The sequence below is a fragment of the Anaerobacillus sp. ABA4_114 genome, from assembly GCF_056159065.1.
Genome location: NZ_JBSWUM010000001.1, coordinates 3,414,235 through 3,439,875, shown reverse-complemented (window position 1 = coordinate 3,439,875; position 25,641 = coordinate 3,414,235). Strand labels below are relative to the sequence as shown.

28 protein-coding genes are annotated in these 25,641 nt (G+C 40.5%); 26 read left to right on the top strand and 2 right to left on the bottom strand.

All coding sequences use genetic code 11. The features are described 5' to 3' along the window. Positions 1 to 18: 18 nt before the first annotated feature. The 3 genes from ACXAEY_RS17745 to ACXAEY_RS17735 all read left to right on the top strand — a co-directional run bounded on the left by ACXAEY_RS17745 (position 19) and on the right by ACXAEY_RS17735 (position 1,665). Positions 19 to 573, top strand: coding sequence for a cysteine hydrolase family protein (locus tag ACXAEY_RS17745; protein ID WP_474813896.1), 555 nt, complete (start codon positions 19 to 21; stop codon positions 571 to 573). A gap of 93 nt (positions 574 to 666) precedes the next feature. Further along, positions 667 to 1,239 (top strand): M15 family metallopeptidase, encoded by a 573-nt coding sequence (locus ACXAEY_RS17740; RefSeq protein WP_474813894.1) that lies wholly within the window; start codon positions 667 to 669, stop codon positions 1,237 to 1,239. A 15-nt stretch (positions 1,240 to 1,254) separates the two neighbouring features. After that, positions 1,255 to 1,665 (top strand): NUDIX hydrolase, encoded by a 411-nt coding sequence (locus ACXAEY_RS17735; RefSeq protein WP_474813892.1) that lies wholly within the window; start codon positions 1,255 to 1,257, stop codon positions 1,663 to 1,665. 21 nt (positions 1,666 to 1,686) lie between these two features. Here the strand turns inward: ACXAEY_RS17735 and ACXAEY_RS17730 are convergent, their stop codons facing one another. Continuing rightward, the gene (locus ACXAEY_RS17730) at positions 1,687 to 2,007 is read right to left on the bottom strand and encodes a DUF3870 domain-containing protein (protein WP_270180736.1); all 321 of its coding nucleotides are present in this window, start codon (positions 2,005 to 2,007) and stop codon (positions 1,687 to 1,689) included. A 12-nt stretch (positions 2,008 to 2,019) separates the two neighbouring features. Further along, positions 2,020 to 3,081 carry a DctP family TRAP transporter solute-binding subunit gene (locus tag ACXAEY_RS17725; protein WP_474813890.1) on the bottom strand — a complete coding sequence of 354 codons (1,062 nt, stop codon included), beginning with the start codon at positions 3,079 to 3,081 and terminating at the stop codon, positions 2,020 to 2,022. Between the two features lie 106 nt (positions 3,082 to 3,187). On the opposite strand from ACXAEY_RS17725, the gene ACXAEY_RS17720 reads away from it, so the two are divergent. The 23 genes from ACXAEY_RS17720 to ACXAEY_RS17610 all read left to right on the top strand — a co-directional run bounded on the left by ACXAEY_RS17720 (position 3,188) and on the right by ACXAEY_RS17610 (position 25,628). Further along, positions 3,188 to 4,792, top strand: coding sequence for an ATP-binding protein (locus ACXAEY_RS17720; RefSeq protein ID WP_474813888.1), 1,605 nt, complete (start codon positions 3,188 to 3,190; stop codon positions 4,790 to 4,792). Then, positions 4,782 to 5,480 carry a response regulator gene (locus ACXAEY_RS17715; RefSeq protein WP_474813886.1) on the top strand — a complete coding sequence of 233 codons (699 nt, stop codon included), beginning with the start codon at positions 4,782 to 4,784 and terminating at the stop codon, positions 5,478 to 5,480. The genes ACXAEY_RS17720 and ACXAEY_RS17715 overlap by 11 nt, the downstream gene beginning before the upstream one ends. Positions 5,481 to 5,673: 193 nt before the next feature. Beyond that, on the top strand, positions 5,674 to 7,035 hold the full coding sequence (locus ACXAEY_RS17710; RefSeq protein WP_474813884.1) for an ethanolamine ammonia-lyase subunit EutB: 1,362 nt from the start codon (positions 5,674 to 5,676) through the stop codon (positions 7,033 to 7,035). Between the two features lie 50 nt (positions 7,036 to 7,085). Continuing rightward, positions 7,086 to 7,931, top strand: a complete 846-nt coding sequence (gene eutC / locus ACXAEY_RS17705; protein ID WP_474813882.1) for an ethanolamine ammonia-lyase subunit EutC — start codon at positions 7,086 to 7,088, stop codon at positions 7,929 to 7,931. Between the two features lie 113 nt (positions 7,932 to 8,044). After that, positions 8,045 to 9,466, top strand: coding sequence for a sensor histidine kinase (locus ACXAEY_RS17700; RefSeq protein WP_474813881.1), 1,422 nt, complete (start codon positions 8,045 to 8,047; stop codon positions 9,464 to 9,466). Continuing rightward, positions 9,467 to 10,066: an ANTAR domain-containing response regulator gene (locus ACXAEY_RS17695; protein ID WP_474813879.1), complete on the top strand. Its 600-nt coding sequence runs from the start codon at positions 9,467 to 9,469 to the stop codon at positions 10,064 to 10,066. A 101-nt stretch (positions 10,067 to 10,167) separates the two neighbouring features. After that, on the top strand, positions 10,168 to 11,442 hold the full coding sequence (gene eutH / locus ACXAEY_RS17690) for an ethanolamine utilization protein EutH (RefSeq protein ID WP_474813877.1): 1,275 nt from the start codon (positions 10,168 to 10,170) through the stop codon (positions 11,440 to 11,442). Position 11,443: 1 nt separating this feature from the next. Beyond that, positions 11,444 to 11,785 carry an ethanolamine utilization microcompartment protein EutS gene (gene eutS / locus ACXAEY_RS17685; RefSeq protein ID WP_474813875.1) on the top strand — a complete coding sequence of 114 codons (342 nt, stop codon included), beginning with the start codon at positions 11,444 to 11,446 and terminating at the stop codon, positions 11,783 to 11,785. A gap of 26 nt (positions 11,786 to 11,811) precedes the next feature. Next, positions 11,812 to 12,327 carry a EutP/PduV family microcompartment system protein gene (locus ACXAEY_RS17680; protein ID WP_474813873.1) on the top strand — a complete coding sequence of 172 codons (516 nt, stop codon included), beginning with the start codon at positions 11,812 to 11,814 and terminating at the stop codon, positions 12,325 to 12,327. 132 nt (positions 12,328 to 12,459) lie between these two features. After that, positions 12,460 to 13,890 carry an ethanolamine ammonia-lyase reactivating factor EutA gene (locus ACXAEY_RS17675; RefSeq protein WP_474813871.1) on the top strand — a complete coding sequence of 477 codons (1,431 nt, stop codon included), beginning with the start codon at positions 12,460 to 12,462 and terminating at the stop codon, positions 13,888 to 13,890. A 15-nt stretch (positions 13,891 to 13,905) separates the two neighbouring features. Next, on the top strand, positions 13,906 to 15,270 hold the full coding sequence (locus ACXAEY_RS17670) for an ethanolamine ammonia-lyase subunit EutB (RefSeq protein WP_474813869.1): 1,365 nt from the start codon (positions 13,906 to 13,908) through the stop codon (positions 15,268 to 15,270). Positions 15,271 to 15,280: 10 nt separating this feature from the next. Further along, the gene (gene eutC / locus ACXAEY_RS17665; RefSeq protein WP_474813867.1) at positions 15,281 to 16,273 is read left to right on the top strand and encodes an ethanolamine ammonia-lyase subunit EutC; all 993 of its coding nucleotides are present in this window, start codon (positions 15,281 to 15,283) and stop codon (positions 16,271 to 16,273) included. Between the two features lie 9 nt (positions 16,274 to 16,282). Next, positions 16,283 to 16,936: an ethanolamine utilization microcompartment protein EutL gene (gene eutL, locus ACXAEY_RS17660; protein ID WP_474814879.1), complete on the top strand. Its 654-nt coding sequence runs from the start codon at positions 16,283 to 16,285 to the stop codon at positions 16,934 to 16,936. A 26-nt stretch (positions 16,937 to 16,962) separates the two neighbouring features. Then, positions 16,963 to 18,489, top strand: coding sequence for an aldehyde dehydrogenase family protein (locus ACXAEY_RS17655; protein WP_474813865.1), 1,527 nt, complete (start codon positions 16,963 to 16,965; stop codon positions 18,487 to 18,489). A 19-nt stretch (positions 18,490 to 18,508) separates the two neighbouring features. After that, complete coding sequence (locus ACXAEY_RS17650) at positions 18,509 to 18,802, top strand: BMC domain-containing protein (protein ID WP_224883658.1); 294 nt, start codon at positions 18,509 to 18,511, stop codon at positions 18,800 to 18,802. 60 nt (positions 18,803 to 18,862) lie between these two features. After that, positions 18,863 to 19,501, top strand: coding sequence for a phosphate propanoyltransferase (locus ACXAEY_RS17645; protein ID WP_474813863.1), 639 nt, complete (start codon positions 18,863 to 18,865; stop codon positions 19,499 to 19,501). Further along, positions 19,494 to 20,156, top strand: coding sequence for a hypothetical protein (locus ACXAEY_RS17640; protein ID WP_474813861.1), 663 nt, complete (start codon positions 19,494 to 19,496; stop codon positions 20,154 to 20,156). The genes ACXAEY_RS17645 and ACXAEY_RS17640 overlap by 8 nt, the downstream gene beginning before the upstream one ends. Continuing rightward, positions 20,156 to 20,440 carry a EutN/CcmL family microcompartment protein gene (locus ACXAEY_RS17635; protein WP_474813859.1) on the top strand — a complete coding sequence of 95 codons (285 nt, stop codon included), beginning with the start codon at positions 20,156 to 20,158 and terminating at the stop codon, positions 20,438 to 20,440. Before ACXAEY_RS17640 ends, ACXAEY_RS17635 begins: the two co-directional genes overlap by 1 nt. After that, positions 20,433 to 20,837, top strand: coding sequence for a BMC domain-containing protein (locus ACXAEY_RS17630; RefSeq protein ID WP_474813856.1), 405 nt, complete (start codon positions 20,433 to 20,435; stop codon positions 20,835 to 20,837). Before ACXAEY_RS17635 ends, ACXAEY_RS17630 begins: the two co-directional genes overlap by 8 nt. A gap of 30 nt (positions 20,838 to 20,867) precedes the next feature. Further along, entirely contained in the window at positions 20,868 to 21,803 is a 936-nt protein-coding gene (gene mdh / locus ACXAEY_RS17625; RefSeq protein ID WP_474813854.1) for a malate dehydrogenase, read from the top strand. A 173-nt stretch (positions 21,804 to 21,976) separates the two neighbouring features. Beyond that, entirely contained in the window at positions 21,977 to 22,978 is a 1,002-nt protein-coding gene (locus tag ACXAEY_RS17620) for a TAXI family TRAP transporter solute-binding subunit (RefSeq protein WP_474813852.1), read from the top strand. Continuing rightward, on the top strand, positions 22,953 to 23,468 hold the full coding sequence (locus tag ACXAEY_RS17615; RefSeq protein ID WP_474813850.1) for a DUF1850 domain-containing protein: 516 nt from the start codon (positions 22,953 to 22,955) through the stop codon (positions 23,466 to 23,468). Before ACXAEY_RS17620 ends, ACXAEY_RS17615 begins: the two co-directional genes overlap by 26 nt. A gap of 15 nt (positions 23,469 to 23,483) precedes the next feature. Further along, complete coding sequence (locus tag ACXAEY_RS17610) at positions 23,484 to 25,628, top strand: TRAP transporter permease (protein ID WP_474813848.1); 2,145 nt, start codon at positions 23,484 to 23,486, stop codon at positions 25,626 to 25,628. Positions 25,629 to 25,641 lie beyond the last annotated feature (13 nt).

The window sequence follows — 25,641 nt, the reverse complement described above, 5'->3', positions numbered from 1 at the left end:
TATAAGGAGGCGTTCGTGATGAAAGCATTACTAGTCGTAGATGTTCAGAAAGCATTTTTTAACGAAAAATGGGGAGAACGAAACAATCATGATGCAGAGGAAAAGATGGGTACGATCATCGATCATTGGCGAAAGCAAGGGGAGGAGGTCATCTTCATACAACATTTATCCAATGACCCGCAGTCTGTTTTTTATCACAAACAAGAAGGGTTCGAGATAAAAGAGTCCGTTAAACCGTTAAGAGATGAACAAATCTTTACGAAGACAGTGAACAGTGCTTTTATAGGAACAGGTTTAGAAGAGTACCTTCATGATAGGAAGATCAGTGAAGTGGTGATCGTTGGTTTAACGACACCTCACTGCGTTTCGACAACGGCACGTATGAGCGGTAATCTTGGATTCCACACGTCTGTTGTTTCAGATGCAACGGCTGCCTATGGAATCTATGATCAAGATGAAAACTATGTTGATCCAGAAACCGTTCATTCTGTTTCGCTCGCTACGATTCATGAAGAATTTGCAACGGTGATGACGACTGATCAGTTGCTTACACGGTTCGTAGAGAAGAAGTGACGAATGTGGTACATGTGAGCAAACGCTCCTCTTCTTATGCGCTTTCCTGCTAAAATAGAGAGACGAGGGTATAAAAGAGGAGCGGGTGGAAGCGTGAAACTATTATCGAAATTTACCAGCACGTTTCTCGTGTTGTTATGTATAGGATTAGTCGGTAACTATCTACTATCTAATTATGTTGATACTAGTAGAGTACTAGTTAATAAGGATGTTCCACTTCCGGACGAACTGCATCCAGAAGTCGAGGAAGCGAAAAATGAGCTGATTGCGAGGTCTATGAAAAAGGGGATTGAGGTCGTAATCACTGACGGTCATCGTTCGAGTGAAGAGCAAAATAAACTGTATGAGAAAGGGAGATCCACCGAAGGTAACATTGTAACGAATGTGGCTGGAGGCGGGTCATACCACAACTACGGTTTAGCAATCGATTTTGCCCTGAAGCTTGATAACGGTGATGTAGTCTGGGATATGCAGCGAGATGATAATGACAATGGAGAGTCTGATTGGATGGAAGTTGTAGCAATCGGGAAAGACCTTGGCTTTGAATGGGGTGGAGACTGGTCGTCTTTCAAAGATTATCCTCATTTACAAATGGATTTTGGTCTTACGATCCGAGAATTGAAGAGAGGCCATCGACCTGAGAAATCGTATGCGAAAAACGAATGATCGCGAGGGAAGAATATGAGAACGAGATCTGCTGCTATTATCATCGGAAACGATCGGGTAGCGTTAATTAAAAGGGTGAGGAATGGAGACGTCTATTACGTTTTTCCTGGTGGAGGAGTAGAAAAAGGAGAATCGAAAGAACAAGCTGCGATTCGAGAGGTTCATGAAGAGTTAGGTGTTACTGTATCGTTAACAGACCTTTATGCAGAAGTTGATTTTAATGGAAAGCAATACTATTATCTTGCTCAGCTTGTTGGTGGAGAGTTTGGAACAGGAATGGGCGAAGAATATCAGCTCAAAGAAACGGATCGAGGCACGTATGAACCGGTGTGGATCGAACTTAATGAGCTCAATGGTCTCGATGTAAAGCCAGCTGAAATTGTAAGATCCCTTTATTCTCTAAGAAAAACGGCAGATAGTCGTTAGACTAATCTGCCGTATCATCCATCATTTATTTAACGCTTCAGGATACATTTCATACTGTTTATGTGCATCCTTCAATGCTGCTGAAAGGGCATTTCCCGCTTTGCCAAGGTACCCTTCTCTCAACTGAGTTAATGGTTCTTCGATGCCATCTTTTAAACTGAAACCTTTTAACAGCTGCCTTACAAATTGTTTGCTGTGCTCGGTCATCAGCGTACAGGAAGCATCCACGATCACCCCGTAATGTTTATCTACTTCGAGTGTGAGCGTTAACGTATCTGATATATTGTTAGCGGCCATTCCCCCCGGAAGCTTCGAATGACCTGCGACGAAAATCGTATTCATTAAGTTCCCTCCTTACTGGTGTGAATAGTTGCTTTGAATGCGCTCGAGCTCTTCTATTATGTTGCTCGAGATTTCCTGTTCAGCCTCGTTATAAACGGGTTTAAATACGCCTTGCCACCTTTTTACTTCCTCTGTCGTCAATACATCGAGTTCTATATCTGAAGAGCGCTTGATTTCTCGAATATGCGCGTCATTGATTTCGATCGAATGTCTTCTGACCCAGTCAGTCGTTTCTTCCATAGCTTCTTCAAAAGATCCCTGCTGACTTTTCGATAGCTTTTCCCAGAAGTCTTCATTGATGACGACAGCATAGCCGAGATAAGCATGGTTGCTTAGTGTCATGTATGCTTGTTTCTTATAAAATTTCTTAGAATAGATGTTCGAAATGGTATTTTCCTGACCATCTACGAAGCCGACTTCGAGGTTTCGGTATGTTTTATTAAAAGAAAGTTCACTCGTACTTGCGTTCAATGCTTCAAACTGAGATTTGATAACAGGTCCAGGCATCACTCTGAAATGAAGCTGATCCATATCACTCGGTAAACGAATCGGGTGCTTGTTGTTTGTAAACTGTTTGAAGCCGTTATACCAGAAGCCTAGTCCCTTCACATTCGTTCCCTTTAGGTCGTCAAGTAGTGCTTGCCCAATCTTACCTTCGTAGGCATCTTGGACAGCATCATACCCTTGAAAAGCGTAGGGTAAGTCGAGCACTTGCCAGTTTGGAAAACGAGTTGAGAGTTTAGAAGTGGCTGGGGCGATCATTTCTACATTCCCATTCGTAACAGCTTCCCACTCATTTTGATCTTGATAGAGTTCTCCATTTGAGTAGATTTCAACTTTTATCTCATTATTTGTTTTGGCTTGAATGCGGTTGGCAAAATCACGTGCTGCCATCCCTTTTGGCGTGTTCTCGGCAGCTACATGGCTAAATCGAATAACCAACTGTTCTTCTAAACCTTCTTGTTCATCATCGTACTCTAGTATTCTTGTCGTTTCACCCGGACTAAATCCAAGGTAAAACGCAGTGAGTATGCCAGCCAAAACAAATGTTGTGATGATTGCAACTGTCTTCATAGTATCCCCTGTTTCGCAAGCGTTTCCAATAGTTTATCATAGATAGCGAGAATGAAACGAGGTGTTACTAGCATTTGAGCTAGAGACTTTGGAAGGACGTTCAGTTATGAGAAGGGTACTATCGATAAAGTGGAAAATCATGATCTTTTCGTTTGGCGTCGTTTTCTTTTCGATCATTATTGCAGGAGTGATTGCAGCTGGAAAGTTGTACGACCAGACAGAAGAGAGACTGGGAGAAAGAGGTCTGATCACAGGACGTACGGTTGCGAATCTCCCAGAAGTGCAGCAATCTCTCGTACAAAGTGAAGGATGGGAAACACTCAACCCGATCGTGAATAGAGTCAGGACGATCAATGGCTCAGACTATATCGTGGTGCTTAATTTGAACCGTATCCGATATTCCCATCCAGTTGAAGAAAAGCTTGGAACCGTATCTTCTGGAAAAGATGAAGGTGCGGCGTTTGCTGAACACAGTTATGTTTCAAAAGCAAAAGGTGAACTCGGTGTTTCCATACGATCGTTCGTACCGATCATGAATGCCGAACATGAACAGATCGGTGTTGTGATTGTCGGTAACATCATGCCGAATCTCGTAACGGTCCTTTCTAGTATAAAATCTGAACTTGCACTTATCGCCTTACTCGCACTTGGGTTTGGAAGTGTCGGTTCTTGGCTTTTGGCAAGAAGAATTAAGCAAGAAACCTTTCAGCTTGAGCCACATGAGATATCGAGGCTTCTCGTTGAGCGGACGGCAACGTTTGAGGCGATGAACGAAGGCGTCATCGCGATCGATTTAAATGGAAAGATTATGATCTTCAATGATAAAGCAAAGAGGATTTTAGACGTCGCTGAGGAAGTGACTGACCTGCCAGTGGAGGAAGTTACAAAGGGAAAGCTCCTTTCGATCTTAAAAAGCAAGGATCGCTTTGAAAATGAAGAGACGACGGTTGGTCAGAAAGTGTTGTTGATCAGTAAGGTACCGATCATTGTAGAGGGTATTGAAGTTGGTGGCGTAGCCGTTTTTCAAGATCGAACGGAAGTGGCGGCGATGGCAGAAGAGTTAACGGGTGTTAAGAATTTCGTTGAGGCATTGCGAGTGCAAAATCACGAGTCCCTGAACCGTCTCCATACGATTGCAGGTTTGATTCAGCTTGATGAAAAGGAAAAAGCACTCGACTATGTTTTTGATGTGTCACAGCAAGATGAAGATCTTTCAAACTTTCTAAGCAAGAGAATCAATGACTTTCGTATTTCAGGGTTGATTCTTAGTAAAGTTAGAAGAGGGAAAGAGCTCGGTATCAACGTCACAATCGACCGTGATAGTGTGTATAAGAAGAATCCGATTTTATTAGATAGTCATGATCTTGTCCTGATTTTAGGTAACTTGATCGAAAATGCCTTTTATTCTTTTCATGAAGTGAGTCGGGAGGATAAACTGATCCATCTTAGTATCATCGGTGATGATGATGGTCTTTATCTATCAGTAGAAGATAATGGGTGTGGCATGAAAGACGATATACAAGCAAGGGTTTTGGAAAAAGGGTTCTCGACGAAAGGAAAAGACGGAAATGGACTTGGCCTATACCTTATTAATCGAACAATTGAGAGGGCAAATGGGACAATGAAGCTCGTTTCTTATGAGGATGAAGGAACGAGTATCGAAATTGTTATTCCAATGAGCACTGAGGGGAGTGAGCATGATGACGATTAGCGTTTTATTAATAGAAGACGATCCGATGGTGCAAGAGGTGAATAAGCAATTTATTAAAAAGATCGAAGGTTTCACAATCATAGGAGTTGCAAGCACGGGTGAGGAAGGCCTGAAACTTGTTAAGGACTTGAAACCGGATCTCATCCTGCTCGATGTCTACATGCCTGAGCAAAATGGACTCGATATGTTGAATAAGCTAAGAAACGAAGGAAGCCGTGTCGACGTGATCGCCATCACAGCAGCGAACGACCGCGATACGATTCGAACCATGCTTCATAATGGTGCGCGAGACTATTTGATCAAGCCTTTCAAATTTGAAAGGTTTCAGCAAGCGTTAAAAGATTATAAGATCTATTACGACGGTTTAAGTGGTGAGGGCACAATATCACAAAATGAACTGGACTTTATCAAAAAAAGCTCTAGTAAGAGCAATCTTATAGAATCTTCATTACCTAAAGGCCTAAACCGGCAAACTCTTGAACAGATTATTAAGTTCCTAAGCAAACAAACTGAACCGATTACAGCTGAAGAAACAGCTGATGGAATCGGTCTTGCAAGAGTAACAGCAAGAAGGTATTTAGATTATCTTCAAAAGTCAGGGCAAGTGAACCTTGAGATTCAATATGGTGGTGTTGGAAGACCGCTTAATAGATACTCGTTTGAAAAAAAGAATAAAACAGAGATTTAATAAGGTTTGGTGTGAAAAAAGTCCTGTTTATAAAATATCAAAAAAGAAATATCTTTATTTTCTGATAAATGATTGTTATTATTGCTATAAGTAAATAAGTCTGTAGGTAATGGTGCCTAATACATTGGAGAGAGTCTGATGTTTTAGGCACCTTTTTGTATGTAAAAGTATTTTAGAAAAGTAGGTGAGTGGAGTGAATTTCTCTTGCAAGTTAAAAAATGAGGTTTATCAATTTGATTCAGTAAAGGAGGTTTTAGCAAAAGCAAGTGAAGAGAAATCGGGAGACACAATGAGTGGTATAGGGGCCAGCTCTTCCTTAGAACGGATGGCTGCAAAATATGTATTAAGTGAACTTCAATTAAAAGATATTTATGAGAATCCAGTAATTCCATATGAGACGGATGAAATAACCAAGTTGACTTATGATGACATGAGTCAATCGATCTATCGTGAAATTTCAAGCTGGACTGTAGGAGAATTAAGGGAATTCATACTTTCCCATAATACTAGCAGTACTGCTCTTAAACGATTAAGCAGAGGGTTAACAAGTGAAATGATTTCGGGAGTAGCAAAGCTGATGTCAAGTATCGACTTGGTTCTTGCATCACAAAAAATGAAACATCAAGCACACTGCAATACGACGATCGGAGAGCCTGGAAGACTAGCGTTTCGATGCCAGCCAAACCATCCGATCGATAACCCAGCGGGCATCTTAGCTTCAATGAAAGAAGGCTTGTCATATGGATCGGGAGACGCTGTTATCGGTATAAATCCGAACAACGAATCGGTTGAGTCAGTTCGTGAAATTCTTTCTATGAGTCATGAATTCATTCAGAAATGGGGGGTGCCCACCCAAAATTGTGTTCTTGCACATATAACGACACAAATGAATGCTCTCGAAAAAAATGCTCCTATCGATTTAATGTTTCAGAGTTTAGCTGGTACGCAATTAGCGAACGAAGACTTCGGTGTGTCTAAGAAGATATTAGATGAAGCATATATCCTTATGAAGGAACAAGGTACATCGGCAGGTCCTAACTTTTTTTATTTTGAAACAGGACAAGGATCAGAAGTCTCTTTGGACGCACATTTGGGTGTGGACATGCAAACACTGGAAGCACGAACATATGGATATGCGAGACATTGGAATCCCTTTATGGTTAACAACGTGTCAGGTTTTATCGGTCCTGAAACTCTTTATGATGGGAAACAAATGATTCGTTGCGATTTGGAAGATTTATTTATGGGAAAGCTTCATAACCTTCCTATGGGAATAGCTCCAACCTATACGAACCACATGAACTCAGACCAAAATGATCAAGAAATTGCAGGGATGTTGACAACCGTAGCAGGTGCTAATTTTTATATGGGTGTTCCAGGTGGAGACGATGTCATGCTGAGTTACCAGGATACAAGTTATCATGATGATGCAAGCTTAAGAGAAATGTTAGGATTGCGACCACTCCGAGATTTTGAAAAATGGTTAGAAACAATGGGGATTATGGAAAAAGGTCGCTTGACTAAAGCAGCAGGAGACCTTTCCATCTTTGATTGAATCATCCATAGGGGTGATGTGAAGCGTTAAAAAAGAAGGGAAGTGAGCATGTGAATATTGAACAAATCGTAAAAGAAGTTATAAAAGAAATGGAAGTAGAAGCAAAAAGTGAAACAAAGAAACGATCCAATGATGATACAAGAGAGTTTGTTTATAGTGTGGAGAAACGTGTAACAGTTGATTCTCCAGTAAATAAGGATTCTATTGAACTAGCACAGAGTCAAACGCCAGCTAGAATTGGTATCGGACATAGTGGTACTAGAATGAAGACGAAAAATTATTTAGACTTTAGAATCGATCATGCAGCAGCACAAGATGCCGTTATGAAAGATGTGTCTACTTCTGTTCTAGAGGAAATGAAGCTTCCGATTTTAAAGTCTAAGGCGACTAGTATGGAAGAATACTTGATGAATTTAGATGTCGGAAGATCATTAGATGAAAGTTCGGTCAAGTGGCTAAAGGAGAATGGGGTCAAAGGTAAACAAGTACAAATCATCGTTTCAGATGGTTTAAGTTCTACAGGAATCGAAGAGACGGTACCTGATTTACTTCCAGCTCTAATACAAGGGCTTGAAGGTAAAGGCATTACCTTGGGTGATCCAGTTTTTATTAGAAAAAGTAGAGTATGGATTCAAGATGAAGTAGCAGCATTAGTAGATTGTGACCTTGTCGTTTCATTGATTGGTGAGAGACCTGGGTTGGCAACATCTAAAAGCATAAGTGCTTATTTAATTTATAGACCTAATGAGAATAGCGTAGAAGCTGATCGGACAGTCTTTTCCAATATTCATAGTGGAGGTGTCCCACCAATTGAGGCTGGAGCGTACCTTTCAGATGTTATTGGAGAGATGCTAAACTACCAAGCGAGCGGAGTAAAATATTCGCAGCTTAAGTAATTCGACGGAATATATGTAAAATTGACAAAATTAATATTGCTCATTATAATGTCAGGTAGTTTATAGGCTGAACATACCATTTAATAAATGGAAAAGTTGGTGATTTATACCTAATGAATGACGCAGTATCGATTAAGTCAATCTGTGAGGAACACACGAGCCTCTCATCTGAAGAGATTCAAACGATTATTGATGTAAGTAAGACGCTACAATACACTGCAGATTTATCAAAAGCGAATATTTTTATCGACTGTCTAATGAAAGATAACAAACATGCAATTGTTGTTGCAGAAGCTGCTCCGACTACAACTAAACCAATCTATGAAAATACGGTCGTAGGAAAGAAGGCATACGAAACGTTCGAGCCAGGAGTTTATTACTGTCTTCGGTCTGGAAATGCTATGACTTCAAATAGAGCAATCACACAAGAAAGAACTCAAGTGGAACAAAGTGTTGTTCCTATCCACGGTTCCAATCGAGTTATTGGAGCTTTGGTAATGGAGAAAGATATAAGCGATCAGCTTAAAGAACGTGCTGAATTGAAAGCGTTGTCAAAAACGGCTGAGTCGTTGAGTGATGTTCTATTGGGAGTTTCAGAGAAACAACCTATGATTCCGGATTTAATAGAAGAAGCATTTTTCTTTGTAGAAGAGGAAGGGAATTTGCTGTATTCGAATCCTGCAGCAATCAATTTAGTTCATAGTTTAACAGGGAAGGTATGCAAAAGCGGGGAGAACTTAATTCACTGTTTACCCTTTTTAGAAGGAATTATATTACACCCTGATGACTTATTTGTAACTGAAATTGAAATTTCTAATAAAATCTTTAAAGTCAAGAAAATTTTATTATCTCAAAATGAAAAATACAATGGTAAGTTTATTGTATTAAGAGATTTAACGGATTTAAGGGATAAAGAAAAAGAATTAATTATGAAATCTGTGGCAATTCAAGAGATTCATCATAGGGTTAAAAACAACTTACAAACTGTTGCTAGTTTATTGCGTTTACAGATGCGTCGTGGAATCCCGGAAGAAAGTAAAGTATACTTTCTGGAAAGTTTGAACCGCATACTCAGTATTGCTTCAGTGTATGAGGTGATTCTTTCCAACAGTAGTATCGATGAAGTAGACATATTTGAACTAATTGAAAAAATCGGAACGATGCTGGTATACATGGAATCATCAGCAGAAACGAAAGTCGGAATCTCATTTGAGGGAAATAACCTCACTATTGAATCAAAAAGAGCGGTGTCTGTCGCATTAGTAATCAATGAATTAATTCAAAATTGTATGAATCACGCGTTTAAAGGACGGAAATCAGGTAAGATCTTAGTGTCATTTCGACATGAGGATGACGATATAAAGATTAGCGTGAAAGATGACGGTATAGGTTATGTTCCTCATACAAAAGCTTCTTTAGGATTAGAAATTGTTAATATGATGGTTGAGAACGATCTTTCAGGTGAATTTCAATTACAAAAAGTCGATCAGGGTACAGAGGCAAGTATTGCATTTCCATTTAAGGGGATGATGTAGGTGAGTAAAAGAATCGTACTCGTAGAGGATGAGTCCATTGTACGGATGGACGTGAAAATGATTCTAAAAGATGCAGGATACGATGTGGTAGGAGAAGCAGGCAATGGCGAAAAAGCAATGGAGGTTGTCGACCAAGTAAAACCAGATCTTATTATTATGGACATTAAAATGCCAAAGATGAATGGGTTAAAAGCTAGTAAAATAATCTCTCAAAAGTTTAAGACTCCAATATTGTTACTGACTGCTTATAGTCAGAAAGACTTTGTTGATAAAGCAAAGGAAGCAAATATTGTAGGGTACATTGTTAAACCAGTTTCAAGTGATCGATTGATACCAGCTATCGAAATTGCTTTACATCAGGCTGAAGTTTCAAAACAATATGAACAGAAAGTAGCCGAGGCAGATAGGCGATTACAAGAGAGGAAATTAATTGAAAAAGCAAAAGGAATACTAATGGAACGATTTGGATATAGTGAAGAGGTTTCTTTTAAGAAAATGAGAAATACAAGTATGAATAAGCAGGTTACTCTTGAGAAAGTTGCGAAGTATATCATTAAGAAATATTCTAGCGCAACAGAAGTACAAGCCATAAGTGAATAAATGGAGCAAAGGTGCTAAAGGAAGGGAGAAAATGCCTTCTTTGGCACCTTTTTGTCTTTTTCTGCCTAGGTTAGAAAATATATTGGAAGCGGGGAAGTAATATGGTTCTAATCGGTAACATTGTTATTTACATCATAATGATTTGTGCGATAGCGGGAGCGATTGCTTCGATAAAAAATAGTGAGGAGGGTATCGGAGGCCAATTCATGGAAGGAATCCATTCTATTGGGCATATTTTCGTACCAGCTGCTGGTATCATGGCTTCAATCCCTTACCTTTCTTGGTTAGTTAATACATTTGTTGGCCCTTTTTTCGAAAGAATAGGTGCTGATCCTGCAATTGCTGCAACGGCAATCTTAGCTTCAGATATGGGAGGATACCAGTTAGCAGAAGCGCTTCAGCAATCTTATGAAGGGTGGATCATGGCCTTGATCGTCGGTTTTATGGCAGGGGCAACCATAGTGTTCTCTATACCAATGGGATTAGCAATGCTTGATAAACGAGATCACAAATATATGGCTCTTGGAATTATGTCGGGAGTACTGACGATTCCAATTGGTGTATTCATATCTAGTGTCATCATAACGATGACGAATTCCAAAGTAAGAGATGTGATTTCGACGAACACTGAATCAACCTATGAATTCACAATAAGTTATCTTAAAATATTTGCGAATCTTACCCCACTACTTATTTTTGTTATAGCGATTGCGGTAGGATTATATTTCCTTCCAGATTTAATGATCAAAGGATTTATGTGGTTCGGTAGAATATTAGATGCGGCTATTAAGCTAGTACTTGTATTTTCCATCGTAGAGATATTTACAGGTGTTTTCACAAATGTTTTTGGAGGATGGGGTTTCGATCCAATCATGGCGGATGCAGATGATCAATTTAGAGCTTTGGAAACCGCTGGATATATTGGAATTATGTTAGCAGGTGCGTTCCCAATGGTTTATTTATTGAGGAAATTTGCAGCGAAACCACTAGAATCCTTGGGAAGAAAACTTGGATTGAGTACTGTAGGAAGTGCAGGGCTTGTCGCAACAATTGCGAATATACTTGCTATGTTTAAGCTGATTCGCTCTATGCCTCCTAAAGATAAAGTAATTAACATTTCCTTTGGTGTTTGTGCGGCATTTTTATTAGGTGATCACCTTTCGTTCACTGCAAACTTTCAGCCGACGTTAATTCTACCAATAATTGTTGGTAAACTTTCTGCAGGTATCATCGCAATTGCCATAGCAAATTGGATATCGGTTCCAAAAGCAAGGGAACTTGAACGTCTGGACCGGGAAAAAGGCATCATTGGAGAAGATGAATATCTAGAAAAAGAAGTGGAAAATGAAGTTGCAGTTGCATCGGAGGGAAAATAACATGAATGAAGAAAAAAAGCGATTTATCCAAGAGTTCGTTCCAGGAAAACAAATTACGTTAAGTCACTTGATTGCGAACCCAGATCAAGACATGTTCGAGAAATTAGGGATTGAAGAGTCTGGTGCCCTTGGAATACTTACCTTAACACCGAGTGAAACAGCCATTATAGCAGGGGATTATGCGACAAAAGCGGCTCACGTCCAGATAGGCTTTCTTGACCGTTTCACTGGCAGCCTGGTATTGCTAGGAAGTGTTTCAGAAGTGGATATGGCTATGCAAGAGGTGAACAGATTTTTATCAGAAACCCTTGGTTACACTCCTTCTAATATAACGAAATCATAGTGAATCGTAGAAGGGAGTTGGATAGAATGACTAATCAAAATCGTTGCATGATTTTAGGATCTATTGGAGCTGGGAAGTCTACTCTAACAAAAGCACTATTAGGAAAAGAAGGAAAAGCTTTAAAAACACAGAGTCTTCATTATGATGACTGGATTGTTGATACGCCAGGTGAGTACACTGAAAATCCAATGTACTATAAAAATATAATGGCTACTTCACTAGAAGTCACACATGTGATGTATATCCAAGATGCCACGAAGAAGAAAACGATTTTTCCACCAGGGTTCAGCACAGGAATAAATAAGCTACCTATAGGTGTTGTGACCAAAGCTGACTCCGAGAAGGCGGATGTAAATAAGGCGATCGAACAACTTAAACGTGTGATACCGAAAGGGCCGATTGTCATTACTTCTGCTGAGCAAGGGACAGGGGTAAAGTTCTTACGCGAATTAGTTAATCTGAATAACAACGAGGAAATGAGAAGGTATGTAGAAAGTCAGGGCAGCAATCATCTCATTTTTAATGAAACCCTTTACAAGTAGCATGATTTAATTTAATATTCAGAATAGATGAAGTCAAAAAATGAATGAAATTCAGGCAAAGACGCCTTATACTTCTATCCCATCCGGATAGCATGTATGAGGTGTCTTTTTTTGTTGCAACGGAGGAATCGTATGGACCGTAAAAAAAGAGAAGAACTGCTGAGTGCAGGAATCGATATTGGAACAAGCACAACGAAGCTCGTAATAAGTAAGTTCTCTTTAACGAATACAGCGGGAAGTACACATATGCCCCGTATCGAAATAACCGATACTGAAGTCATTTACAGAAGTCCGATTTTCAGAACTCCTCTAAAGTCAGGGAATGAAATTGACATGGATGAAGTAGAACGTATCGTCTTATCTCAATACCAAGAGGCAGGAGTTTCTGTAGATGATATTCAGACTGGAGCAGTTATCATCACCGGTGAAACGGCTACAAAAACAAATGCTGAAGAGATGATCAATCATCTATCCAACCATGCTGGTGAATTTCTGGTCGCAACTGCTGGTCCTGATTTAGAAAGTATTATAGCTGGAAAAGGATCAGGGGCACATGCTTATTCAAAACAAACGAATCGAACGATTGCCAATATCGACATTGGTGGTGGAACAGCGAATGTAGCGGTATACAAATACGGAAAGCTCCTTGGCACTTGTACGCTTCATATTGGTGGCAAGTTAATTGAATTCAAGAATGGAGTAGTTAACTATATTGCACCGCCTATAAAAAGGATTGAAGATCAACTGAACCTGCAGGTAGAAGTGAGTAAGAGCTATTCTGAAAAAGAGCTTAAAATGTTGACAGATTATATGGCACAAACAATCGCGAATATGCTGGAACAGAAGTTGAATGAATCTGATGAATTGCTATTGGGGCATAAACCGAATTGGGAAGGCAAAGTCGATGCCATCATGTTCTCAGGAGGCGTTTCTGAATGCATCTATCATCCTGATCAATGCAGCACTACAGGGATATATGATGACATTGGCGTCTTACTAGCTAAATCATTAACAAGTCACTCTGAACTTTCATCATGGGAGTGGTTAGAACCGAACGAAACAGTCAGAGCAACGGTACTAGGAGCTGGAACACAAACTACAGAAATTAGCGGTGCAACAATTCAGGTTGATAATGATGCGTTACCCATTAGAAATCTTCCAGTGTACAGAATTTCATTTAGTGGGGACTTTCAATCAAATTTATCACTTCTCCCTCGATTGATAGAAGAAGGCATTCAAATCTTTGATCCTAAAGAGGAAGGTCAAAATTTTGCATTATATTTAACGGAATTACCTCTATTAGGATTCAAGGACATGCAGCAGTTATCAGATGCACTCATAAAAGCTGTTAAAAAGAAAGTTTCAACGCAACCCCTAATCATCGTTTTAGAGCGTGATCTTGCAAAATCTCTTGGCCAAACCTTACGCACCTTAAATGATGAGCAACCAACAGTATGTATCGATCAAATAAATATCGAGCATGGTGACTATTTGGATATAGGAAGATTACTAGAATCTGGCGTCGTTCCAGTAGTGATTAAAACATTGACGTTTCAGAAATAGGAAGGAGGCAGAATGTTGAATTTAGCAACCACTTATTTAGGACATACCTATCAGTTCTCATCCTTAAAAAGTCTTCTTGCGAAAGCAAATGAGGAGAAATCAGGTGACCGGTTAGCAGGTATTGGAGCCGAAACGGTTCAGGAGCGTATTGCAGCTAAGGAAATTCTCAGTGAATTGACGCTCCAAGATATTCGAAATCACCCTCTTCTTTCTCCAGAGGAGGATGAAGTATCTAGAATAATAGAATCGGAAGTCAATGAAAAAATCTATAACTCTATCAAAAACTGGTCAGTAGCCGAACTTAGAGAATATATACTGGCCACTGAAACATCAGGTGAGGATCTTAAAAGAATTAGTCGAGGTATGAACAGCGAAATGATTGCAGCTGTTGGCAAAATCATGTCTAATTTAGACCTGATCCATGCTGCGAATAAGCTCGAAGTTCAAACAAAATGTAACACGACAATCGGGCAAAAAGGTGTACTCTCTTCACGCTTACAACCGAACCATCCTACTGACAATGTTGATGGCATGATTGCATCGCTCAAGGAAGGCTTATCATATGGAATTGGAGATGCGGTAATCGGAATAAACCCAGTTGAAGAATCAGTAGAGAGTGTGAAACGTCTTCTTCATGCCACACATGATTTTATAGAAGAGTGGAAAATTCCCACTCAGAATTGTGTGTTGGCTCATGTAACCGCACAAATGAAAGCCATTCAACAGGGAGCCCCTGCTGATATGATTTTCCAGAGTATAGCTGGGACTGAAACGGCAAATCGGTCCTTTGGGATCGATGCGAAGCTTTTAGAAGAAGCAAATGAACTGGCGAAGGTTGAAGGGACTGGAACGGGGCCGCAACGGTTGTATTTTGAGACAGGACAAGGATCTGAGCTGTCGGCAGAAGCTCATCATGGAATTGACCAGATGACGCTAGAGTCAAGAAATTATGGTTTTGCGCGTTACTATGATCCGTTCATTGTAAATACCGTTGTCGGTTTTATAGGTCCTGAGTATCTCTATAACAACAAACAGGTGATAAGGGCAGGACTTGAAGATCATTTTATGGGTAAGATGCACCTCATTCCGATGGGCGTTGATATTTGTTATACAAACCATACGAAAGCGGATCAAAATGATATAGAAGATCTAGGTGTTCTTCTCACTACGTCTGGTGTGAATTTTATTATCGCTACACCCATGGGAGATGACTGTATGCTGAACTATCAGTCTATGAGTTTCCATGACGTCGCAACGCTACGTCAAACCTTTAACAAACGCCCTTCTCCATTATTTGAAGAGTGGCTTGAGAAGATGGAAATAGTAAGAAATGGGGAACTGACGCATTTAGCTGGTGACCCTACGATCTTTACAAGATAGGAGGGTCTAAATGGATACTAAAATGATAGAGAAAGTCACAAAACTAGTTCTATCGAGGATACAGGAAGAGTCTCGTTCAAAAACCAATGAAGAACGAGTGAATATTTGGGACCATACGACTTCGAATCCGAAAGCAAAGTCTATTGTATCTTCGCCTCCATCACATGAAGAAACTGGAGGAAGAGTAACCTTTTCTTCTTTTCCTTCAACAAACAAGGAAGAGGATAAAGGGACGAAGTCAGTAGTGAAGACATCTCCTGTCAGCACAAAAAAGCAAAAAGAAAAGAAAAGTAAAAACAATGATGATCTCAAACATTTGACGAACAGTACGCCTGCGCGCATTGGGGTAGGACGTGCTGGCGTGAGGCCAAAGACAGATGCTTGGTTACGATTTAGATATGACCATGCAGCCGCAGTTGATGCTGTCTATGGAAGGGTGGATAAAAATCTCTTAGATGCTCTAGATCTATTTTCAGTGAATACGAAAGTAACGGATAAAGAGACGTATATCAGGCGGCCAGATTACGGCAGAAGATTATCAGATGAAGCAAAAAAGACGATTAAAAGTAAGTGTATGCATTCTCCGCAAGTTCAGGTCATTGTTTCTGATGGATTAAGTTCGAAAGCAATCGATGAAAATCTTGAGGACGTTTACCTTTCCCTGCAGCAATCTTTGGATAATCTAGGTTTTGATGTTGGGACCCCATTTTTCATTGAAAAAGGCAGAGTTGCAGTGATGGACGATGTTGGAGAGGCGTTAGAGCCAGAAGTAGCAATTTTACTTATAGGGGAACGACCGGGATTGATAAGTGCAGAATCACTCAGCGCTTATTTATGTTATAAGCCTAGACTAAACACAATTGAATCAGATCGAATGGTGATTTCCAATATTCACAGTGGTGGTATTCCTCCAGTTGAAGCGGGCGCTTATCTAGGAAGTGTGATTGAGAAGGTATTGAAATATGAAGCAAGTGGTGTCGCCCTTGTGAAGAAGGAAGGGTAGGTGAACCTCATTAAATTAGTACCTATTTTTGCGAAGGTCTTGTCAGTACGAATTATTCCAAATGTTGAGCCTCTTTTAGCTAGAAAATTGAAGGTCAAAGATCGTCATCGGAGTCTTGGTGTTTTTACAGTGGATATGGATGACATAGGTGTAACCGCTTTGGATGAAGCAACGAAACGGGCTGACGTGGAGGTTGTATACGCTCAATCATTCTACGCAGGTGCAGACCATGCATCTGGTCCGCTTTCAGGTGAATTCATTGGTATTCTTTCAGGTCCCAATCCAGACGAAGTGAAAAGCGGAATACAAGCTGTTGAACATGTGGTTGAAAGCGGGGCACATTTCGAAGCGCTCAACGAAGAGAAAACACATGCTTTATATGCTCATGTTATCTCAAGAACTGGATCGTTTTTGTCAAAGGAAGCTGACATTGAGCCAGGACAATCACTCGCTTATCTTATTGCTCCACCTTTGGAATCAACATATGGAATAGATGCTGCTCTGAAGTCGTCTGATGTTAAGCTTTCAACCTATTATGGTCCCCCAACTGAGACTAATTTTGGCGGGGGGCTAGTAACTGGTTCTCAAGCGTCCTGCCAAGCAGCGGCTGATGCTTTTCGAGAAGCTGTAATAGAGGTGGCCAATGCACCTAAGCACTATTAGATATACCAAGAAGGGAGAGTACAGTATTGAACTTTGATCACGACTTGCAATCGATTCAAGAGATGAGAAATGCAGTTAAGCGAGCGAACGAAGCACAGAAGAAGTTTGAAGAATTTACGCAAGAACAAGTTGACCATATTGTGAAAAAAGTTGCGGATGCTGCATTTCAACAATCCTATAGACTTGCAGAATTGGCGGTTTCCGAAACAGATATGGGGGTTGTAGAACATAAGGAGATTAAAAACCAAGTTGGTTCTAGGGATGTATATGAGTCGATAAAAGATGAAAAAACAGTCGGAATCATCCATGAAGATAAAGTGAATCAAGTGACTGAATTTGCTTATCCATTCGGAGTTGTAGCAGCGATTATACCAACTACCAATCCCACATCTACAGCTTTTTTTAAAACGTTAATCTCGTTAAAATCACGAAATGGAATTGTAGTAAGTCCTCATCCTTCTGCAGTCAACTGTACAGTTGAAGCGCTTAAGGTTTGTTATGAGGCAGCTATTGAAGCAGGGGCTCCAGAGGGAATTATTGGTTGGATTTCAAAGCCTTCAATGGCTGCAACCACAGAATTAATGAGCCATAAAGGGATTAACGTGATTCTGGCTACGGGGGGAGGTGGTCTTGTAAAAGCTGCCTATAGTTCTGGAAAACCAGCCTATGGAGTTGGTCCGGGGAATGTTCCGGTTTATTTAGAAAAATCTTGCGATGTAAAGAGAGCTGCAGAATTGGTGGTAACTAGTAAAACGTTTGATAATGGCACGATTTGTGCTACAGAACAGGCGATCGTAGTCGACCAAAATGTTAAAGAAATGACCATCCGTGAGCTTAAGAATAACAGAGCATACTTTTTGAATAGTGAAGAAAAACAAAAATTAGAAAATACAATTTCTCCTATCAAAGGAAAATTGAATCCAAAGATTGTAGGTCGTTCTGCTTCAAGGATTGCGAAAATGGCAGGTATTGATGTTCCTTCGGATACTAGTGTCCTTATAGCAGAGGAAGATAAGGTTGGAAAAGATGTACCTTTTTCAATAGAGAAGCTTTCTCCTATCTTTCCTCTGTACACTTCCAAAGACGAAGATGATGCAAAGCGGATTTGTTTAGAATTGCTGAATTTAGGAGGTAGAGGGCATACCCTTTCATTGCATACAACAGATGATCGTGTAGCAAAGAGGTTTGGAAAAGAAATGCCAGTATCAAGGTTGGTCGTTAATACATTATCAAGTATCGGTGCGGTTGGTGGAACAACAGGCCTAAAACCTTCTTTGACATTGGGTTGTGGGTCGTATGGAGGAAACATTACCTCTGATAATATTACCGCTCGTCACTTGATGAATACAAAGCGTTTAGCATATGGAATAAAAGATGTTACTGTCCCAAAACCATCTTCAAATAGATCGTCAAAAGAAACAGATTCAATGAACCCAAAATCTGAAGACCTTGAAAAGATTGTTGAGAGAGTACTTAAGAATATTGATACTCAAGAGGTAGATGCAGAAAAAGTATCTTCCATTGTAAATAGAGTTGTAAGTCAATACCAATAAAAATTAGGAGGAATTTATAATGGCAATTAATGGCGCACTAGGAATGATCGAGACTAAAGGGTTAGTAGCATCAGTAGAGGCGGCAGATGCAATGGTAAAGGCTGCAAATGTTAATTTGGTTGGTAAAGTACATGTTGGTGGAGGAATTGTAACGATCTTAGTAAGTGGAGACGTTGGTGCGGTAAAAGCAGCTACGGAATCAGGTAGTGCTGCAGCTCAACGAGTAGGAGAATTGCTTTCTGTTCACGTAATCCCACGCCCACACAATGAATTAGATGGTATTCTACCAAAACTTGAAGGAATCAATCAATAAACTTATTAGTTTGCAATTACTTTCTGAGAAAGCGCTTTAATGGAAAGTGAGGAAAGCGGTATGGATGTACAGAACATAGATAAAATTGTAGATGAAGTGATCACTCAACTTCGCAAAAAACAAAGTTCAGAAATTCCTATGGCGGTGTCAGCGAGACACTGCCATTTGGATAAAAACGCAATGGACGCTTTGTTTGGAAAGGGAAGTGAGTTGACCAAGAAAGCAGACTTATCTCAACCGGGTCAATTCGCAGCGAATGAAACCATCACTATTGTTGGACCGTCAGGAAGTATTGAAAGAGTGAGAGTATTAGGTCCGTTAAGAAGAGCTACTCAGGTAGAAGTAAGTCAGACTGATGCAGTCAAGCTAGGTTTAGCCCCACCTATCCGTGAGTCTGGTAATATTGAAGGTTCTTGCCCCATAACACTCGTAGGACCAAGTGGGAGCATTTATTTGAATGAAGGACTTATCATCGCCCAGTCCCATATTCATATGGGCACTGAAGATGCAGAAGATATGGGATTACAGGATGGGAATTATGTGAAAGTCCGTGTAGATGAAGGAAAAAGGCCGATACAGTTTGAGAATGTATTAATTAGAGTCTCGTCGAAATATCGATTGGAAATGCATATCGATACCGATGAAGCAAATGCAGGTTCTATCAAATCAGGTCAAAAAGGGATCTTGATAAATGATTGATAGAACTACTATAGAAAAAATCGTTGTAGATATCTTAAAGGAAAAGGGATTCACGAGTAGGGAGGCCAAACCGACCTTACTCGTGATTTGTTCAAAAGAACCCGAAGCAAAAATAATGGAAATCCTTCAGTATCTATGGGAGCCGAAGATCCTGAATCCAGATACAGATGATCTTCCTAGTACAGTAGATGAAGCTGTTTTTCTAAACGTTGATCAAGACCTTTTAGTTAAGAGCGCAATAGGGATTACAGATACAAATGTGAGTCTTATTTTTTCAGAGTTGATGATGAAAGGTAGTAAAATCTACTTTGAATTAGACACGTTATTGAATCGTTTCATTAATGATAGAAATGTTGGAACAGTAAATTCATCTTACAAAGAGCAACTGAAACAATACTACGAAAAAGTAGTGAAATATGGCGTTTCTTTTACAAAGCTAGAGGACATAAAACCAATGAATTCACCATATCACTCACCTGCTCATGAGGATATGAGACGATATAATGAAAAACTTTTAACACAATCGATAATAGAATCCTGGGATAATGAAGAAATCATCATTTCCAGTGAAACGATCGTTACTCCTATGGCCCGAGATGCAGCAAGAGAACGAAGTATATTGATTCGAAAACAAGAGTCACAGGGGGGCGAATAATGATCTTAGGCGAAGTGATAGGGAATCTATGGGCGACGCGAAAAGAAGAGGGACTTACTGGGCTGAAGTTTTTAGTTGTTCGGCCAGTTTCATCTATACAGAATTCTAGTCAATCAAACCTAGTTGCTGTTGACCGAATTGGTGCAGGTGTAGGTGATAAAGTCATGGTTACAAGAGGGAGTTCGGCCTCCAATATAGAGGTAGACAATCCGATACCGATAGACGCTATCATCATTGGCATTGTAGATGCTGTAGAAGTTGAAAGAGGTGAAGAGAATGGCTAAAGCTTTAGGCATGATTGAAACAAGAGGTCTGATTGGCTCAATTGAAGCTGCAGATGTCATGGTTAAAGTAGCAGATGTTAAGCTGATCAACCAAGAAAAGATAGACGCAGCATTAGTCACCGTTTTTGTAGAAGGTGATGTTAGTGCAGTTCAAGCAGCTGTAGATGCAGGAAAAGAAGCTGCTCAACGGGTGGGAGAGCTTGTTGCTCATTATGTGATTCCTCATCCTGATGAAGGAACAAGTAACATACTTAAGAAAACAGATGAAAACAAAAAAGAGGATCGAGAAAAAGAAGATGATATCGAAGAACAAGCTACGAAAGCTAAATCTAAATCTTCTGGTAGAACTTCAAAAGCAACTCAAGAACCTAAAAAGGAAACAAGTAAAACGTCATAGTGATTCTATTCGTTGTATGGAGGTGATTAAATGACTTTTAATAGAAAAAAATTTGCAGTTATTGGGGCGGGATTCACAGGAACAACAACAGCACTAATGCTTGCACAAAAAGAGCTTGGTGATGTCGTTCTAGTAGATATTCCTTCAATGGACAATCCTACAAAAGGCAAGGCATTAGATATGTTAGAAGCGAGTCCTGTTCAGAAATTCAATTCTACTATAACGGGTACATCAGAATATAAAGATATTAAAGACGCAGATATGGTAATCATAACTGCAGGTATACCTAGAAAACCAGGTATGAGTAGAGATGACTTAATCGCTACTAACTCAAAGATAATGAAGGATGTTTCTGAGAAAATCGTTCAGTATGCACCTGAAAGTTATATTTTAGTATTAAGTAACCCAGTCGATGCGATGACTTATGTTTGTTATAAAACGACTGGATTCCCAAAAAACCGAGTGATTGGACAATCTGGTGTGTTAGATACGGCACGATTTAATACGTTTGTTGCACAAGAACTAGGTGTCTCGGTTGAAGATGTTACAGGATTTGTCTTAGGTGGACATGGTGACAGTATGGTGCCATTGGTTCGTTATTCTCATGCAGGTGGTATTCCTTTAGAAAAGCTGCTAGCTGAAGATAAAATAGATGCCATCGTAGAAAGAACACGAAAAGGAGGAGGAGAAATAGTATCCTTGCTTGGACAAGGAAGTGCCTATTACGCTCCAGCAGCCTCTCTCGTGGAAATGGCCGAAGCAATTGTAAAAGACAAGAAAAGAATATTACCATCTATCGCTTATCTAGAAGGTGAGTATGGATATGAGAACATCTATCTTGGTGTTCCAACAATACTTGGCGGAAATGGAATAGAAAGTGTCATTGAACTTCCTCTACATTCTAGCGAAAAAGAGGCACTTGATCGCTCTGCTGAAACTGTAAAACAAACCTTAACATTGGTATAAAGTTAAGAGAGAGCGTGATAGTAACTTAAAGGGAGCTTCCAAAATTGGGAGTTCCCTTTTTTAGTCGCAAAGTTTATGACCAAAAAGACCAAAATGTCCAATATGTTCTAAATATTCAAAATTAATAATGTAAACGTTACCATAAATGAAGAATATAAGAAGCGGAGGGGTACATGTTGAAAACAAAAGTTTTAGGGATTGTGTTACTTGCACTCGCGATGATTATTTCTGCTTGTGGCGGTGGCAGTAATTCAGCAGGTGGAGATAATGGTGAAAGTTCTGGTTCATCTCAATCTCTCGTATTTGGTACAGGAGGCACGTCTGGTACATATTATCCGATTGGTGGAGCGCTCAAGCCAATTTTTGAACAAAGTGATTCGATCGGAAACATTACCGTGGAATCGACTGGAGCTTCAGTAGCAAACATTCAGAACATCCAGGATGGATTGAACCAGATGGCGATCGTAATGAGTGATGTAGCATATGACGCTGTTGAAGGAAAAGGGCAGTTTGAAGGCAATAAAGTAGATGTACAAGCACTAGCAGGCATGTACCAGAACGTCGTACAAATCGTAGCGACAGAAGATAGCGGTATCGAATCTGTCGAAGATTTGAAAGGGAAAAAAGTTGGTGTTGGTAAGGTCGGTTCAGGCGTTGAACAAAGTGCAAAGAAAGTACTTGAAGCAGTGAACCTAACGTATGACGATATGTCGAAAGTAACGCATACAGGATATGCGGATAGCGTTCAAGAAATGAAGAATGGAAATTTAGATGCAGCATTCTTTACTTCTGGCGTTCCTAACAGTAATATCACGGATCTTATGCAGCAAAACGATATCACGTTCGTTGAGATCAAAGGTGAAACTGCAGAAGCGCTGAAAGAAAAATATCCGTTCTACAAAGACTACACGATTCCGGCTGGTGACGAAGCAAAATATAACCTTGATAATGAAGTTGTCACTGTTGGAATTCAAAATATGATTGTCGTTTCAAAAGACCTCGATGAAGAGACAGTAAAAGATCTAACAAAACGTTACTATGACTACCTTGGTACCGATGAAGTCGCTGTAGGAGCGCTAAAGCAGCTCGACCGAGATGAAATCGCCAAAGGTCTCATCGCACCGCTCCATCCAGGTGCAAAAGCATTCTATGAGGAACAAGGAATACTTGAATAGAACGAAACGGGGGCATCGTCAAGGTGCTCCCCTTTTTCTAACGTTGTTCTTCCTTTTAGCTCTCGTTCTGTTACTCGCTATTCAAAAAGATGTGCTGTTAGTAGAGGAAGAGAACGAGGTGATCGATGTGTTTCTCACTGCAGATACCTTTTCTGTGAGGTGGGAGCATTCTGTTGAGAAGGAAGAATGGGAGGAATTTTTTAAAGTCGAAGGATCAGAACTTATAGTGACTCATACTCGGTTTAAAACGTTCGGAGCTGGTGTACCCAGTCATGCTGGTAAAAAGACGTATATCAAAGATGGCTGGGTGTACATGACAGGACTCGATCAGTCGGTCGATGATAGCCTGTTTATTCGAACCGGTGACGAGACGAAACACCGATTAACAGTAGCTGGACAAAGCGAGAAGCTTAAGGCAAACAGTTCCTTTCACATAACTGTTAAAAAACTTAATCTACTAAGAGCTTTGCTAGTAAAACTTACATGTTAGGTGAGGTGCATGATCGTGAATAAGAAAAATGTAGAAGAATACGACCGCGAGAGCAACGTCCGGTCGACTGATAATGGAATTCTAAAAGTCGTGATTACCGTGTTAGCAGCTGGTTTAGCATTGTTTCATCTCTATACCGCTTATGCAGGGTCGCTCGTTGATATTCAACAGCGAAGCATTCATTTATATACGTTGATAGCTCTCGGGTTCCTCATGTATCCTTTCCTTAAGAAAAAGGCCGGAAAAGGTACGCCGATCTACGATTACATATTGTTTGGACTTGCGATGGCTGCTGGTGTGTACATGTTGTTTACCGCGGAAAGAATCATTCAATCCGGAGGACAGATCAACACGACTGATTTCATCGTAGGGATCGTGATCATCGTTCTTTTATTCGATATTACGAGAAGGGTGACCGGATGGGGACTTACTTTACTAGGTGCCGCGTTTCTTGTGTACGGGTTTTATGTAAAGCTATCGATCTATCCACAGTTGACTGAGCAGGTCGTCTTCAGTGTATCGAAGCAAATCATCTCTCAGATTGTATTTATAACAGAAGGAATACTTGGGACTGCGATCGGCGTATCAGCGAGCTACATCATTCTCTTTATTCTGTTCGGCGCATTTTTGAGCCGATCTGGGATGGGACAGCTTTTCAATGATCTTGCGCTAGCTGTAGCAGGTCACACAAAGGGTGGCCCAGCAAAAGTCGCTGTTATTGCGAGTGGATTCTTAGGTTCGATCAATGGTTCAGCGATCGCGAACGTCGTAACGACAGGTGCCTTCACCATTCCATTGATGAAAAAAATCGGCTATCACCGGAACTTTGCTGGAGCTGTTGAGTCTGCAGCGAGTGTTGGTGGGCAAATCTTACCTCCGATCATGGGAGCGGCAGCATTCATCATGGCGGAAAACTTGAATGTGCCTTATACAAAGATCATTCTTGCAGGGATCATCCCCGCGCTTCTTTTCTATATCGGAATACTGCTTCAAGTTCATTTCCGCGCAGCAAAACGCGGCTTAAAAGGGTTACCGAAGACAGAATTACCTACTGTTAAGGAAGTGCTCGCAGAACGTGGGCATCTAATCATTCCAATGCTCATCTTGCTTTACTTGCTTTTCTCAGGAAAAACACCGTTCTTTGCAGCGTTTTGGGCGATCATTGCGACAGTCGTGATTTCCGCATCAAAGCGGATGCTTCCGGTCATTTCGTTACTAGGATTATTCTTGATCTTCCAACCACAGATTACAGCGCTTCTTTCAGGAAGTGCTAGCCCGAATTTACGAGGCGACTGGTGGGAGCTGTTGTTGATCATTGCGGTTCCATTTGTCATCAATGTGTGGAGACGAATGCTGAATTTGCAAGCTGAAGAGATTGGCATCGTAGATAGTGTTCAGGCGTTAGAAGAAGGTGCGAAAACGACCGTTCCTGTCGCGATTGCGTGTGGTGCTGTCGGAATCGTCGTTGGGATCGCATCCCTTACAGGAGTTGCGCTTGAAATCGCAAATAGTATCGTAAGTATCGGTTCGATGGTCAATAGTCCATTGATCCAGCTTGTTATTACGCTTCTTCTTGCTATGGTGACATCGATCATACTAGGTATGGGTCTACCTAGTATTCCAACATATATCATCACAAGTACGATGGCCGCACCGATCTTATTGCAGCTACCGCTCTTCAGAGAGTTGGCTGGATCACCAGAAACAGCAATTTTTGTTGCGCATATGTTTGTGTTTTACTTTGGAATCTTTGCGAACATCACCCCTCCTGTTGCACTCGCAGCATTTGCAGGGGCTGGTATAAGTGGAGGAGATCCGAACAGGACTGGTTTCCAAGCGATGAAGCTAGCGATTGCAGGGTTTATCGTTCCGTTTATGTTTGTTTTCTCTCATGAAATGTTGATGGTCGATGCAACTGTGATGAACATCTTGTTGATCGCAATCACATCACTGATCGGTGTGTTTTTATTATCAGTTACAGCAGAAGGGTATTTCCTCACATCACTTTCTGGCTGGATGAGACTCATTACAGGAATCGGAGCCATCCTCTTGATCTACCCTGGTTTGATTACGGATGCGGTTGGAGCGATCGTCTTTATTTTAGTCATGGTCACGAATATTAGTAGAAACAAAGCGAATGAAGAAACGATATCTGCTTAAGAAAGGACTGATT